Source organism: Paenibacillus koleovorans NBRC 103111 (assembly GCF_004000845.1).
GTDB classification, from domain to species: Bacteria; Bacillota; Bacilli; order Paenibacillales; family NBRC-103111; genus Paenibacillus_AA; species Paenibacillus_AA koleovorans.
In genome coordinates this window covers 39,811-54,661 of record NZ_BIMA01000045.1, presented here as the reverse complement: position 1 = coordinate 54,661, position 14,851 = coordinate 39,811, and the positions used below count along the sequence as shown (strand labels likewise).

At 49.6% G+C, this 14,851-nt stretch carries 12 protein-coding genes; all 12 read right to left on the bottom strand.

Annotated features, from left to right (window positions below; translation table 11 throughout):
* Positions 1-1,077, bottom strand: a 1,077-nt coding sequence (locus PKO02S_RS16450; RefSeq protein ID WP_164821495.1) for a hypothetical protein, incomplete at its 3' end; no start/stop codon positions are given.
* Positions 1,078-1,866: 789 nt separating this feature from the next.
* The gene (locus PKO02S_RS33295; protein ID WP_373865214.1) at positions 1,867-2,007 is read right to left on the bottom strand and encodes an SDR family NAD(P)-dependent oxidoreductase; all 141 of its coding nucleotides are present in this window, start codon (positions 2,005-2,007) and stop codon (positions 1,867-1,869) included.
* Between the two features lie 9 nt (positions 2,008-2,016).
* On the bottom strand, positions 2,017-3,336 hold the full coding sequence (locus tag PKO02S_RS16440; RefSeq protein WP_127584766.1) for a (Fe-S)-binding protein: 1,320 nt from the start codon (positions 3,334-3,336) through the stop codon (positions 2,017-2,019).
* A gap of 1 nt (position 3,337) precedes the next feature.
* Positions 3,338-4,741 (bottom strand): FAD-binding oxidoreductase, encoded by a 1,404-nt coding sequence (locus tag PKO02S_RS16435; protein ID WP_127584764.1) that lies wholly within the window; start codon positions 4,739-4,741, stop codon positions 3,338-3,340.
* 5 nt (positions 4,742-4,746) lie between these two features.
* A complete protein-coding gene (locus PKO02S_RS16430; RefSeq protein ID WP_246067072.1) occupies positions 4,747-5,757 on the bottom strand; it encodes an SGNH/GDSL hydrolase family protein in 1,011 nt (336 codons plus the stop codon).
* Between the two features lie 46 nt (positions 5,758-5,803).
* Positions 5,804-7,246: an NAD-dependent malic enzyme gene (locus tag PKO02S_RS16425; RefSeq protein ID WP_127584762.1), complete on the bottom strand. Its 1,443-nt coding sequence runs from the start codon at positions 7,244-7,246 to the stop codon at positions 5,804-5,806.
* Positions 7,247-7,255: 9 nt separating this feature from the next.
* Positions 7,256-8,611 (bottom strand): MmgE/PrpD family protein, encoded by a 1,356-nt coding sequence (locus tag PKO02S_RS16420; RefSeq protein WP_164821494.1) that lies wholly within the window; start codon positions 8,609-8,611, stop codon positions 7,256-7,258.
* Positions 8,612-8,686: 75 nt separating this feature from the next.
* Positions 8,687-8,992 carry a DUF4387 family protein gene (locus tag PKO02S_RS16415; protein WP_127584758.1) on the bottom strand — a complete coding sequence of 102 codons (306 nt, stop codon included), beginning with the start codon at positions 8,990-8,992 and terminating at the stop codon, positions 8,687-8,689.
* Positions 8,993-9,020: 28 nt separating this feature from the next.
* Positions 9,021-10,388: an acyclic terpene utilization AtuA family protein gene (locus tag PKO02S_RS16410; RefSeq protein WP_127584756.1), complete on the bottom strand. Its 1,368-nt coding sequence runs from the start codon at positions 10,386-10,388 to the stop codon at positions 9,021-9,023.
* Between the two features lie 57 nt (positions 10,389-10,445).
* On the bottom strand, positions 10,446-10,820 hold the full coding sequence (locus tag PKO02S_RS16405; protein ID WP_127584754.1) for a Rieske (2Fe-2S) protein: 375 nt from the start codon (positions 10,818-10,820) through the stop codon (positions 10,446-10,448).
* Complete coding sequence (locus PKO02S_RS16400; RefSeq protein ID WP_127584752.1) at positions 10,817-11,944, bottom strand: amidohydrolase family protein; 1,128 nt, start codon at positions 11,942-11,944, stop codon at positions 10,817-10,819. The genes PKO02S_RS16405 and PKO02S_RS16400 overlap by 4 nt, the downstream gene beginning before the upstream one ends.
* A 39-nt stretch (positions 11,945-11,983) precedes the next feature.
* Positions 11,984-14,848, bottom strand: coding sequence for a M81 family metallopeptidase (locus tag PKO02S_RS16395; RefSeq protein ID WP_127584750.1), 2,865 nt, complete (start codon positions 14,846-14,848; stop codon positions 11,984-11,986).
* Positions 14,849-14,851: the final 3 nt, after the last annotated feature.

Below are 14,851 nucleotides of genomic sequence, written 5' to 3'. Positions count from 1 at the left end.
AAAATTGCGGTATTCCACTTGAAGCTGGTTGAGATCATCTACTGCCCTTTCTATCGTACTAAGCTCATCATTCCCGGATTTTGAATACGCTTTCAATTGTGACGCGATTTTCCGAATCGGAAAATAATTGAACTTTAGTCCCAGCATGATGATAACCGCACCTATGGCAAGCATGAGCGAAATAACCACGATAACCCAATTTTTTATTTGGATAAGACTTTTCATGGCATATTGCATATCTGTGATCTTGACATAGTAATAACCGGTCTCATTGGAATGCAAGGCAATGACATAAAGCTGGCGTCCGTCTATATGGATGGTATCTGAAAAATCTCCGTTATGCTGCTCCAGAAGAGGAGTAATTTGATTCAAGACCATCCCCTTTGAATCTGGCACAAAGCTGCTAAGCAATTGGAGGTTTTTATCAAATACAAGCACGTTTTCATTCACATCTTCTTTTACAGAGAAATTAAACAGTTTTTTTAATTTTTCATTGTCTATTACAAAAACAATGGTTCTTGTCGGATTGGAAAAGTTAGGGGAAAGCGGTGAATAATAAAATAGATAGGATTGGTCATTGGGGCTGATAACCCGGCGTACATTTACAGAATCTGCATGGTTTAATACATAATAAAACTCATCGACAGTCAAATCGCTGGAGGCGATGTAATTCGGCAGTACAAGTGAAAAAAAGAATGTACCGGACGAGGAAAAAAGTTTATTGGAACCTCTTTCGTACAAAAATATATCGCTTAGCGGATCCAGCAGTCTTGTCAAAAATGACAACGTAGAAACAACGCTATCTGGATGGTTTTGGATTTGATACAACGTCATGGAAGGAGATACGTCGACTTTTTCCGTTAATGTCCTTAATTCGGATATTTTCACATCGTAAACGTTCTTAACCGTGTTTAATTTGTTGATATTGGAGGTATAAATTTCTTTTTCAAATGATTGATAAACCGTAGAATAGCAGAATAAAAAAAACACTAAAATGGGTAGAAATACTGCAAAACTATATAGAAGCATTGTTTTCCTGAATAAAGTACTTTTGACCGAAAGAAAAAGTGATTTCAAATCTCCCACCTCTGAATTATAATCTGACAAAATTATATATAATAACGCTTTCAATTCTAGATTGATTATAATTCATAAATTTAATATACGCATCCCTTTATCCCCGTCAAGAATACACGGGAGGGCGTCTAACAGAAAAGCGGGCATTATGCCCGGAAGCCTAATGCCCGCCCGTTACTTCAACGAACAATGGCAGCCAATCGTATGCTGGCTGCCACCATGTGTGATTGAGCTATTTCGTACCGGAAGATTAATGCATGCAAGCCCTGTAATACGCTTCATTATCTTTGTGACGTTCGTCGATAGAGACTCGGATAAATGGATGCTGATATCGGACATATTCACCCTCCCATTTCCTGATCTGGAGTAGCACGCCAGCCATTTGTAGTATGGATGATGAACAGGAATTCTATTCCATTTTAGCTCACAACGAACTTGGTCAGAAAAATAACGCTCCCGCATAACGCTATTTCGCCGTTCCTGCACTGTTGCGGCCAAATAGCGTTATGCCATAGCGTTATTGGAGGGCGGAATAGCCTTTTCGGGGGAGCAAGGGCAAATAGCGTGATCCCGTAGCGTTATTTCGCGGCGGCTCCCCCCATTCCGACGAAATAGCGTTATAGCGTAACGTTATGGTTCTGCCTCACCCCAACCGTGCTTAGCAAGCACACCCCCTACGCTTTAGTTCTGTAAAGAATTTATACTTTCTGACAATATTCCACTAAACCATCCTACTCGGTTCCGCCTTACAAACCTCAATTTTGAGCCAATTCACGGATTTCGTGCCCGCTAACATGCGATATACCTATCGTGCATCCACAGTCCGTTGACTCGAACGCCATACCTGGCTTCATCCGCAGCAAGCGCTTTGGTCAAGGTTGTAATGGCCCCTTTAGCGGCACAATATCCCGCCGATCCCTCATGTCCTATAACAACAATTCACTTATCCAACCCGCATGCCTCGGCCAAAACTTCAACAAGATGCAAAGCTCGAATAGAACCCGAAGCTCCTTGCCGGTCTATTCCGATTCGCAGCTGCAGCAAACAACCCGGGTTTCCTGAAACGATAGTCGTTGCCTTCGTGTTAGCCGCCTTCTCCATCTTCGCGTCCAATATCTGCATGGATTGTTCATAATGAGTCAAGTTGTATATACCTCCGGAAGCGCAACAGCTGGCGCTGTCCTCCATTTCGACGAAATGGGCGCCCGGTATCGATTGCAGCAGTAGACGCGGTTCCTTAGAAATATGCTGAACGTTGCGCAAGTGACAGGAATCTTGATAGGTGACCCGCCCGCCGTCATATTGTTTATCGAAAGGAAGTGGTCCCATCTCAACAAGGATTTCACTAATATCTTTGGATTTGGCAGAAAATTGTTTGGCTCTTTGCGCCCAAGCCTCGTCCTCGGCGAGTAAATGATCGTATTCGCCAAGCAGGGCGCCACAGCCGCCTGCATTATGGATGTACCAGCTGGATCCCGACTCTTCAAACGCGGCAATATTCGCCCTCGCCAACGTCCGGGCCTCTTCCATTTTTCCCTGATGCGCATGCAGGGCGCCACAACAGCGTTGCTGCTCGGGAATGATTACTTCGCACCCGACCGATGTCAGCAGTTCAATCGTCAGACGGTTCGTTCTGTTCATCAAGGCATCCATGATACAACCTGCGAAAAAAGCTACTCTCCTTTTCGTTTCGCCTTTCGCCAGGATAAGCCTCCCCCACTTGGTGCGGCGAATCGGCCTTTCCAAGCGGGGAAGCACCCTTTCAAATTGAGCCAGCTTCGGGGATATTTTATTTAATATTCCTGAGCTTCGAACCAAACGGTCCAATCCGATAGCTTGATAGAACCACACGGCATTCCCTACTATTTTCAATCGTCGCGGGAAAGGAAACAGTTGCGTCAAAGCCAATCCCTCTACCTGATCCCCCAAGCTGAATGCTTGTTTTTCGGATTTGCTCGTTTGAATGGCTTCTTTGGCAGCTTCCAAAATACGGCCATAAGGCACATTGACCGGGCAGGCCGGTTCACAGGCTCTACACCCCAAGCACAGATCGATCGGCTTCGCCAAATCCTCTGAAATGCTTATTTTGCCCTCAGCCGCCAATCGGACCAAATTAATTCTTCCACGCGGAGAAGCGGATTCAGTGCCCATCGATGCATAGGTCGGACAAGCAGGCAGGCAATAGCCGCACTGGATACACATGTTTGTCGCATCATAAGCCAGTTTGGATTTTTTAGCGGAATCGTCAGTCTGGCTCATCTTAAGTTAGCACCACCTTGGTTTGAGATGGCTTGGGAAATATTTTGCCCGGGTTTAAAATATGGTTCGGATCCCATGCCTGCTTTATTTTTCTCATCATGTCCAGGCATTCCTTACCGAGCTCCATCTCCATATAGGGCGCTTTAAGGAGACCGATGCCATGTTCTCCGGAGAGCGTTCCGCCGAGTGCGACAGCCGCTTCGAAAATTTCACTTATCGCGTCCTCCACCCGCTTCATCTCCTCGAGATTCCGCTTGTCGGTCAGGATATTGGGATGCAGATTGCCGTCTCCGGCATGGCCGAATACGACAAGATTTAATTGATATTTGTGGCGGATTTGTTTCAATTTATCCATCATAACCGGAATTTGATCGCGGGGGACGGTCGCATCCTCAGAAATTTTGGTCGGTCCCATTTGAGCGATAGCAGGAGAAACCATTTTTCTGGCCTTCCAGATTTCATCCTGCTCGCTTTTATTCGCCGCCACTTTTACCAACAACGCCTGCTGCTCCCAACAAATCGCTTCGCACTTGCGAATCTCTTCTTCCACGGCCATAGGATGGCCGTCCACTTCAATGATCAGAATCGCTTCCGCATCTAATGGCAAGCCGCTCGGCTGGTAGTTCTCGACCGCCCTGATACAATACTGATCCATGATCTCCATGGCTGCCGGCAAAATTCCCGATGACAAAATTTTCGTGATGGCATATCCGGAATCGATAAACTGGGAAAATGCGGCAAGCAATGTTTTTTTGGCCTGAGGTTTAGGAATTAAGCGTAAAATCGCTTCAGTGACGATTCCCAATGTTCCTTCCGAGCCAACAAGGAGGCGAGTCAGATCATACCCCGTAACGTTTTTTACCGTTTTCCCCCCTGTTCGAATGAGCTCACCCGTAGGCGTAACCACTTCTAACCCGATCACGTATTCCTTCGTGGTCCCATACTTTAACCCTTTAGGCCCGCTTGCATTTTCCAGCAGATTGCCGCCGATCGTACACACATTCGAGCTGCTTGGATCAGGGGGGTAAAACAGTCCGACTTCCTCCGCTTTTTTATGAATGTCCGCCGTAATGACGCCAGGGGAGACAATCGCTAATAAATTCTCGCGGTCGATCACCAGCTTCTTATTGAGACGCGACATGTCCAATACCATCCCGCCCTCCACCGGCAAGGGGCCACCGCTCAAGGATGTCGCCGCCCCTCTTGGATAAACGGGAATCAGGTATTTGTTAGCCAGCTTGACAAGCTTACAGATCTCGTCGGCATCCTTCGGTTGAATAACAAGGTCAGGCAAATATTCGCCGAAGGAGGCATCGAAGCTATAGGAATAACGATCCGCTAAATCAAGGAGGATACGTTCCTTGGGTATGATCGTTTCGAGCTCATGAAGAATGGATGGCTCCATCGATTTCATCCCTCCTTTTTCAGGGCCGTGAAGGTGGCGGTTTGCAAAAGATTTTCCGCCATGATCTGGTAGCCCTCGGCATTAGGATGAAGCTGATCAGGCAAATAACCGGCATGTTGCGAGCCGAGAATATCCAGGCCGTCTAAGTAATGTAGGTTTCGATCGCCGGCGGCAGTCAGAATGGCAACGGCCTCGCGAATTTCCTCTCTTATTTTGACTAAACACAATCCCGCGCTATTATCCGTTGTTTCCCGTACGGGCGAATAAATCGGCGACAGAGAAAATAGAGGCGTATTCGGATGTTTCTCACGAATGATGCAAATCATGCCGATCACAGCCGAACGAAATGTGCGCAGATTCAAGCTGCCTCTGTTATACACATTGATCCCGAGGCAAAGCGAGATGAACTCGGCAGGCAAATCGCGGATCAATCTTGCCACCATCGGCTCCAGATGGCATTGGCCGCCAAAGCCCAGGCTGGTCAAATCCCAGCCCATCCTTCTTGCGACAATGGCGGGCCAGGTCAGCGCCGGGCTGGCAGCCGCGCTGCATTGCGTTATCGAACTGCCGTACGTGACCCACCTCGGTTGACGCTCCGCCATGGGAGACACGATTGCCCCATCGTCCACTAACAAGGCTTGAAGGGTAACGGGCACTTTATGCGGCAGGTAGATTTCAGCTTGCTTCAGACCGTCGGGAAGCTCGACCGTCAAGAGCTCATCCCCTGCAGACAGCGTAAGGCTGGAATGAATATCCTGTCCCAGAACGAGATCGAACTGCCTCTCTTGCGCGGCCGCTTGAACCTTCAATCCGAGCCGCGTGGAGTCGGTTTCGATAGCGATTCTCACACCTGACGGTATGGCGGCCCTTTGCATTAAACCGGGATCAAATAGGTTGAACTGGTCATATGGCAATCGCCATGGCTGAATGCCCTTATCCCATCGCTCCAATGAAATAGCGCCGCGAAACCAACTGGATTCCATTTGAATCGTTTGCATAGACAACAAAGCTTTCATTCGCTCATCCACCCTGGTCCTCATTAATCTTAGCTGCTAATAGCTACTAGGCTTGTTTTTCTACTGCATATCGGTACTCATTGGGAATTTTTCGGGCTACTCCGGTTCTGATCGCCGCTTTAATCACAAGATCACGAATCGCCTTTACTACATGCTGATTAAACACGCTGGGCACGATATAAAACTTGTTTCGTTCCTCATCCGTTATGGAAGAGGCAATGGCTTGTGAGGCGGCTAATTTCATTTCTTCATTAATTTCAGACGCCCGGCAATCCAAGGCACCGCGAAAAATACCGGGAAAACACAACACATTGTTAATCTGGTTGGGATAGTCGGATCTCCCCGTGGCCATAACGCCAACAATGTCTTCGACCTCTTCCGGACGAATTTCCGGAGTCGGGTTTGCCATGGCAAATACGATCGGGTTGGCCGCCATTCCCATTATATCCTCTCGGCTTACAATCCCCCCTGAGGAAAGGCCGATAAATACATCGGCTCCACGCAACACATCCTGCAAAGAGCCTGATTCAAGATTGGGATTCGTATGGTCGGCATACCATTGCCAGATGCTATTCTCATATTTCTTATTCGCACACAATGCACCATCACGGTCTACGCCTATGATCTGCTTAATCCCGGCAGAGAGCAATATTTTACTGCAAGCGACTCCGGCCGCTCCGATTCCGCAAACGACCACTTTGATTTCATGAATGGATTTGCCTACAATTTTGAGAGCGTTGATTAAGGCTGCATACACAACTACGGCCGTTCCATGCTGATCATCATGAAAGACAGGAATATCCAACTCTTCCTTGAGCCTCTGTTCGATCTCAAAACATCTGGGAGAGGAAATATCCTCCAGGTTAATGCCTCCAAAGCCAGGTGCTATCGATTTAACCACCGCAATGATCTGCTCCGTATCCTGAGTATCCAGGCAGATCGGGAAGGAATCCACTTCAGCCAATTGTTTGAATAGCATGGACTTCCCTTCCATCACCGGCATGGCCGCATAAGGCCCTATATTGCCAAGGCCCAACACGGCGCTCCCGTCGGAGATAACCGCTACCGTATTTCTCTTAATCGTCAAGGAATAGGATTTGTTAGGTTCTTCATGAATCGCCATACAAACGCGGGCCACGTCCGGGGTATAGACACGGGACAGATCGTCCCGGTTTTGAATCGGCGTTTTGAGTTTGGTTTCTATTTTTCCGCCCAGGTGCAAGAGAAAGGTTCGATCCGATATATTGACAAGGGTTACCCCTTCAAGCTGTTTAATGGCGGTTGTAATGTTGTGAATATCTCCGCTATCCGATAATTGAATGGTAATGTCCCGCACGTTCAGGTTGCGGCTGGTTTGGATCACATCCATAGCCACGATGTCACCGCCCGCTTCAAAAATCACAGAAGCGACACGGCCGAATTTAATGGCATTTGTATCGAACTCCAGTCTCAGAATGATGCTTTTTCCGCCAAGCATGTTGTTGTCCATAATATCTCCCTATAATTCATGATAAAGCTCTTGCAGATTCGTCTCTAAATGCCAGACATGATGAATAATCCTGCTGACAGCTTCCTCGCTTTTTCCGGCAAACAGGGCTAATGAACTAAATTTGGCCGTTAATTCATCCAAGCTTATGGGGTTCTCCGGCTCTCCCTTGGGATAGTCCACCCGATGCGTCAGTTGCTGCCCGTCATTCATCACAAGCTTCACGATGGCCACGCGTTTATGAGGCATGAGCTTGGATAATTCCTCATTCTCACAAACGATTACTTTCCTTGCCAGCCCCGCCACCTCTGCATCCTGTAAATATTCCGGCATGAATTGCTGATAATCCGCCTTGCCGCATTTTAACGACACGGCCACACTATACGGCGTGCTCATTTTGGCTGACGATATTCCGCGAATCTCCGTATGGTCATGGCCTTCAACGGCCAAACGATAGGTTTCCACTCTGATTTCCTTGATCTGGTTTAATTCGATCTCTTGCGAACGGCCAAGCTGCAGGGCCGCTTCGATTGCGGAATGGCAATGCCTGCAAGCGGCATAAGGCTTTCGATAGATTTGCTCGATACATAATGGTTGATCAGGGCTGATTTCGCTTATGTGTGACAGCTCCACCGGTTCGGCAATGGTGCTGAAGAACCCCCGTTTGCCCATCAAAATATTTTCCGGACCTTTCATGCCCACTCGTCCGATAAAGGCCGCATTCATGCCGGCGACAACCGCTCTTCCCACGTTATACGGCTTAAGCTCGGAATTGTCGTCGATTACCTCCAGCACACCGGCGGCACTTGTCACCGCAGCGGATAAGGCGGATTTCATGTTCTCCTTCGTAAAATCAAGCGCCGCTGCGATCGCCATGGACACGCCGATTGTGCCGCATGTGCCTGTAGCATGATAACCGCGAAGCTTATGATTAGGCTGGACTGCGCTGGCCAGACGAATAGCCGCCTCGTAGCCTACAACAATTCCTTTCATAAACTGCCGGCCGTTCATCTGCTCTTGTTGCCCTGCTGCCAGCATAGCCGAGATGACGGGTGCGCCCGGATGCATCATGCCATAGCGATGGCCGTCATCCAATTCCGCCACATGAGCATGAATCCCATTGATCATTGCGGCTGCCAGCAGACTGCTTTTCTCACCCATCCCTACCACCGTTGTCAGCCCTGTGTCCGTACGAAAGCTCTTCAAGTACTCGCGGCTTCGCGGTTCCAACATTTGGGCTCCCGCCAACGTACATCCGATATAATCCAGCACACACATTTTCGTTTGCTGCACGATCTCTTCTGTAAGTTGAGTTTCTCCCACCATCGCCAGGTGGTCTATGAATCGATCCGAAGCATTCTTGTCCATTCGATTCCTCCCGCCCCACATATAAATGGAAGGAAGGCTACTTCCGAGTCAGAAGCCTTCCGTTCCATTTCGTGTCTATTCTATTTCCAAGTAAACGATAGGCGCGTGCTGCTGTCCGCCGAAGAGATCGTTGTCCAGTACTCCGCCGGAAACCGTCGATCGGGGGAACGATATTTTTAAGGCGTAACAGTTGTCGCACTCGTAGATTTCGATTTTCTCTTCTTCAATCCGGTACACCTGTGAAAAGTAGGATTTATTAAGCTTCCCCGATCGTAATGCTTGCCGATAGAACGCTTCGTTCTCAAACAAGATGTCAATCGTTAACATAAAGGGACCGGCATTTTTAGATCGGATCAATTTGGCCAAATCACATAAATACATCGAACCTGCCTCCTTTCTGAATGCTGGATTAGATTTGGACATAGTGGATTCTAAACAGCTCGTTAGGGTGCTCCACTTCCACAATGTGATTAATGGCAAACTCGTAGGTCGCTCCCATATCCGCAGAAGGCGGGGAGAACGGGTAGGCGGTATTGCTGATGAAGCCGGAATATTCTTTCACCGGATGATGCAGGATGGTATGTGACGCGATAGCCATGACGGCTGTGGCCAACTCGGAGGTTTCGGCTATCACCTCGAAAAACAACCCTACCTCGTGACCGATTTTCCCTTTATTCGGTTCCAGCTCGCCCAGTACGCCGGATTCGCCGTACACTCTATAGTTCAACAAATATTGATCCTCGGAGAGACCGACGCTTTCCTTCACTTTCCTGCGAATGGAGGCTGCCGCCGACTCGATATAGCTTGGAAGCTGCTGGAGTATGATCGGATCTCGAATACCGGCGATGGATATTTTTTTGTAGCCTACTCGCCTTACGCCTTCCAATTTGATCGTATACGTATCGGAGTGAATATATTGGCTGCCGCTTACTTTAACCCCGCGTTCTCCATAAGGCTCATACACGGCCTCCGAAGCATCCAACATGCCTGACGGCTCGTACAGGTGGAACGGATCGGTATTCTCGTACAGCATGTGGGAAACGACACTTAACGGGGTACATCTCATAGTAGGATTTGGCGGTTCCACAATGAAATGATCCGGGTACACCCAAGCAAAATGACAATCCGGATGCTGTCTGCGCTCGACGCTCGCCGCACCGCATTCCAAAATTTTTGCTGCATGCCAGGTCGATCCGGTATCCAACCCCTTTAAGATCGGCACTGCGGCGTAGATGGACGTATCACTGGATCTTCCCGCGATCACAACTTGAGCGCCGTTTTGCAAAGCCTCGATGAAGGGATGAGGTCCCATCACACCGACAATTTTGGTTAAATTCCGGATGCGCTCTTCCGACATTTCCGGGGCATTTTGCAAAGGTCTCATCTTGTTGCCATGGAAAAATTCGAGTACCTTCTCCTGAGACACCTCGGAGTAGATGTACGACAGCTTGAAGCTCAAGTTCTGCTCCGCCGCGATCTCCTTGACAATGTCGACCGTCCAGTCCACATGCGTATCGCCGCCGGCATTGCCCACGCTGCCGATAAGCAAAGGCACATTGTGGTTGATTGCGCCTTTCAGCATAATCGTTAAGTCTCGTTTGACCGCTTGCCTGGACGTATAGGAGACGCCCGCCCCCAAGAAGTGCGGGCCGGCATCGGTCGAACCGGCATCGCATCCGATCACATCAGGCTTCAGCGACAACGAATAATTGAACGTCTCTTCCTTAAATCCGGTTCCAAGGATACCGGTTGCCGATAATATTTTAATAGGTTCCATATTCCCTCCCAGTTTCTCGAAACTTAATTGCGCCTTCAAACAAGGGATGTATCCTCATTAGTCCGGCAACTCTACCTGCAAATTATCGTCGGCATCCACGAATACCTCATAAGTCCTGACTTTCCAATCTTTGCGGTACAAGCATTGTCCGGTGCGGATATCGAATTCAATGCCATGCCAAGGACAGGCAACGAGATTTTTTTCCCCAGCCACAAACTCTCTTAATTTACGATCTGCGGTTACTTCTCCTTCAATTTGATCGAATACTCCGGCCCCCTCGCAAAGCGGCATTCCTTGGTGGGGACACAGGTTTTTTAGCGCATAATAGCTTCCCTCTACTTTGAATAAGCCAAAAGAATGACGACCGACTGTAAACACCTTATGGGCGCCTACCTTGATTTCAGAGGAATGACAAATCACATGTTTGCTCATCTTTTCTTTGTCACCTCCATCTTAATACCAGCCGGGTGGTATTTAAATCGCATAACCTTTCTTGCATTCTCACCCAAAATCTTGTATTTGTCCTCCTCCGATAAGAAGGTCAGACGTTCAATACAAGACGGATGATCCCAGTCATAATGCGGATAATCGGATGCATACATCAACGTGTTCGGCGCATCGATCATCTCGAATACCATCTTTAAATGGTTAATGTTGCTTGGCAATTCCAGAGGCTGCGTTCCATAATAAAAATCTTTCACATATTCGCTCGGCAGCTTCTTGAGCCAAGGCGTTTCCGAACGACGGCGCATATATTCATTGTCCAGTCGGTACATCATTTGCGGAATATAGAAGATGCCTGATTCCTGAAGAATAAAGTCCAGCTTCGGATAACGCTCCTTCACGCCCTGCATAACCAGACTGGTCAACTGGATCATATTGCTGATGGCAAAATCCAACCCGTGCGCCTCCGACCATTTGCCGAAACCATGCGCATACGTATTGGCATCCGGTCCCGAGAAAGCACTGTGCAAGATGCAGGGAAGATTATATTTTTCCGCCGCATCATAAATGGGGTCGTAGAAACGATCGCCCAGCGGTGGCGCAGGTCCCTGGGTCACGAAGAGGATCGCGCAAAATCCAGGTTCGGCGCCGTATCTCTCAATTAATTTGGCTGCTTCAACCGGGTCTTGCGATGGAACCGGCAAGCAGCAGTATATGCCTTTCTCCGGATCGATGATATCGTCAAGCATATACTGGACGTGAGCTTCGGCCATCACATTGGCGCGATCCTTGTCATTGATGTTGGCCAATTGCAATAACTGGCTCGGCACCATAATAATGGTTTCAAATTCCAACATTTCCATCGTCTCCAGAATACTTTCCCGCGACGATTCCATCCCTTGAGTTCGTTGCAGCAATTCCTTATGCTTGCCTACCCGGATACGTCCTCCCATCATCGCGTCATGCGTAATCCCTCCGCCGACCGGTCTGTAATACTTTCCGCTCCAGTCGCGAATCCGGGTTTTCCATGGTTCTTCCATATACTTGTGAAGCGGTCTCGGGTCATCCTGGTAATGCGCATCGACATCGACAACTCTGTACTTTGACGCCATTGTATTTCCTCCTCGTGAATTTTTTTTCACTTCGTTAAGTCAAATGCCATAAAACTCAGAACCGCTTCGCTTGAAAGACGGATTGTTGTACACATAATCCATAGCGATCAGACGGGTCCAATAGTTCTGCCCGTGATCCCTTGCAAATTTGCGAATATATACACCCGAGTGGACGATATCGGGATTGGCGTTTTGAATTCTGGTTTTGCACGCGTGAGAAGCCTCAACGTCATCGTAGCCGTTATAGCACAGCGCATAGTCATTCTGATGCTCCACAGAATCGACCGTATAAACATATTCCGCGGTTACTTCCAGCACCATTCCGATGTGGCGCGTTCCCACAGCGACCAGATCGCCCGGCTGAATTCCGCCTGGCAAGGCTTGATCCGCATCGTTCCAGGTCGGATGATAGGAAAGCGGCTTGCCGGCTTCGCCGGTCAATTCAAAGCTGTTCCTGTCGCTCGCGTCGCGTCCGCCGATACCGTTGCCGAGAAAAGAAGCGTTCATCTTGATAATCGGATAGCGATTATCGCTTTTGTTAAAATCGTACTTGGTATGCTGGTAGTAAGCTATCATGCTGTCCGTATCCCGGTACAGATCAAATCCCCCGTTGTTGATGGCCCAGTAGACAAATGAACTGCAATTCGTTCCATGGAGCTTGGCCGGATTTTCCACCTTATTCTCCGTATGCTGGTACAACACATCATCCAGACAGCCCCAACCCGTCGTCTCGCTGTCAATGTTCAGACCGTCTTGACAATTCAACCGGTACAGCGATGTGCCGGGAACAGCGATCACACCGTCATGATAGACGCCTCCGTTGCCGGATACATAAGTTACATCGAAGGGAAAATCAACAGCCAAATATTTCGCCGCCGCCACAACTCCCGCGCGAGTGCCGAATCCCGCCGTCCGCACGCAGGTCTTCAATTCATTCTGAAGCGCTGATCTGCCCGCTTCCGTGAGCAGGTTATCGCAAGGAATCGCTTGAAGGGCGTTGCTCCCCGAATCCGAATCCTGCAATACCTCTTCAACGGAGGTATACGTTCTCTGATAAGTCCGCTGTGCCTCATCTACTGTCGTCCAATGATTTCGCCACGGCTGATCCGGACCTATATAGGCAAATGTCCGGTCTCCCTGTTCGTTCGAGCGTGACTCCGCCGCCGAAATTCGATGCGTGATCTCTTGCGCTTCCTCGAACGATAGCGTTTGTGTCACGGTGATCGATGCGGTTCGGGAAGGATGAAGCTGTCTGGCTCCGACTATCGACGGCTTGAATCTTCTCCACTTCCCCCGCTGTCTTCGGGAGTCGTCGATAAACAGCGGATATTCCGGATTGGAGGCATCATCGCCGGTTCCGTATACCCCGTATTGAAACGTCACATTCCAACGCTCCTCCACCTCGTGCGGACTTCCGTCGAATGGGGCTTCAGTATCAAACGGATACATCGGCCGTTGTATTCTTGTGAAGGTCAAACTCGCCAGGTTGGCCGTGCTCGCGCCAGGTGTGTCCAGGAAATAGATTCGATCGGTGACGGTTCCATATTCCGCACGGAACTGGGCCGCCGACTTCACCAGGACGAGATCGGCATCGAGCGGTTCCAACCCGACACTGCGGTACATGGCCGGATCGCCGGTGAAGGTCGGATTTTCCATCAGCAGCAGCTTGATGCCTCCGATGCATACGACCGCGCAGCATCCCATATCTGCCGACAAATTAGCGACGGTTCCCCCTCCGAATACGAAGATGCCGCTTTCCGTTGCATAGTCTACGACTCCTTCAATCTCGAGCGGCGCACCGAACGCGGTGCTGACAGAATGGCCAACCTGCAGCCTGACGGTGCTGCCGACACCCGCCTCAATAGCCTTGCGGGCGGCGGGAGCATCCACCATCGACAGCAGGCAAGTGAACTTGGACTCGGCTCCAAGTTCCAACAGGTCCCTCAGAACGGCATTGCTGTCGCCGGGGGATCCCGCTCCCGGGCTGTCCGCGGAATCCGAGACGACAATCGGTCCAACGGTAGGCTTATCGCGACTATACAGGAAATCGACGATTTGCCGGACCGAGTACAAGGTCACATTGAATTGCTTTCGCTTGCTCCAGATGAGATTGCCGAGCCGGCGGACTTCCGCTTCTCCTTGTTCTTTGCTCCTACCCATAACAACCGCCGAGAAGCCGAGCTCGTCTACGTCCAGCCATGGCTGGACAGCGAACAGCGAGGTGACAAGCGATTGGCCGCTCCGCTCTCCGGCCGCCGCTTCGCGCCACAGCTCGAACATCGGTCCCTCGTCTGTCCGATGCGCTTCCGCAGGCGTTATCATCGGAAGCTTCACATAACATAGATGCGATTCGACTTCCTCGCGAAGCAGGGCAAACAACAATTGCGCCGCTCTATAGCCCGTCTCTGCATAATCCGAATGGGGAAACGTGCGGTAAGCTACAATCCCGTTGACGTTCGCAACGATCGTACGCGTGACATTCGCGTGCGAATCCAGAGTGATGACTAATGGGATAGTCGGTCCAATCTTCTCCCGAATGGCACACACGATTTCCCCGTCGGCATCGTCATTGTCGTCCGCAGCCCATGCTCCGTGCAGGGCGAAGAGTACCCCATCGTAAGCCGGTATGTTGTCAAAGTGCGCCATAAGCTGCCGTTTCAACTCATCCAGCGATTTACGCCGTATTTTCCCGCCGGAACACGCTTGGGCATACAGGGTTGGGAGCAGCGTCACTTGTTGTTCTGAGGCAGCCTGGCAAAACCCGCTTAGTTCGTTCTTCGTTCCATTCTCCTTCAACAGTTCCTCGCCCGTCAGATAAAAATAACGTTTGAAATCCGCCAGCGTACTTTCGGCCTCGCTAAACGTATTGCTCTCTTGCAGTAATCCGCCTACTACGACCTGCATCCC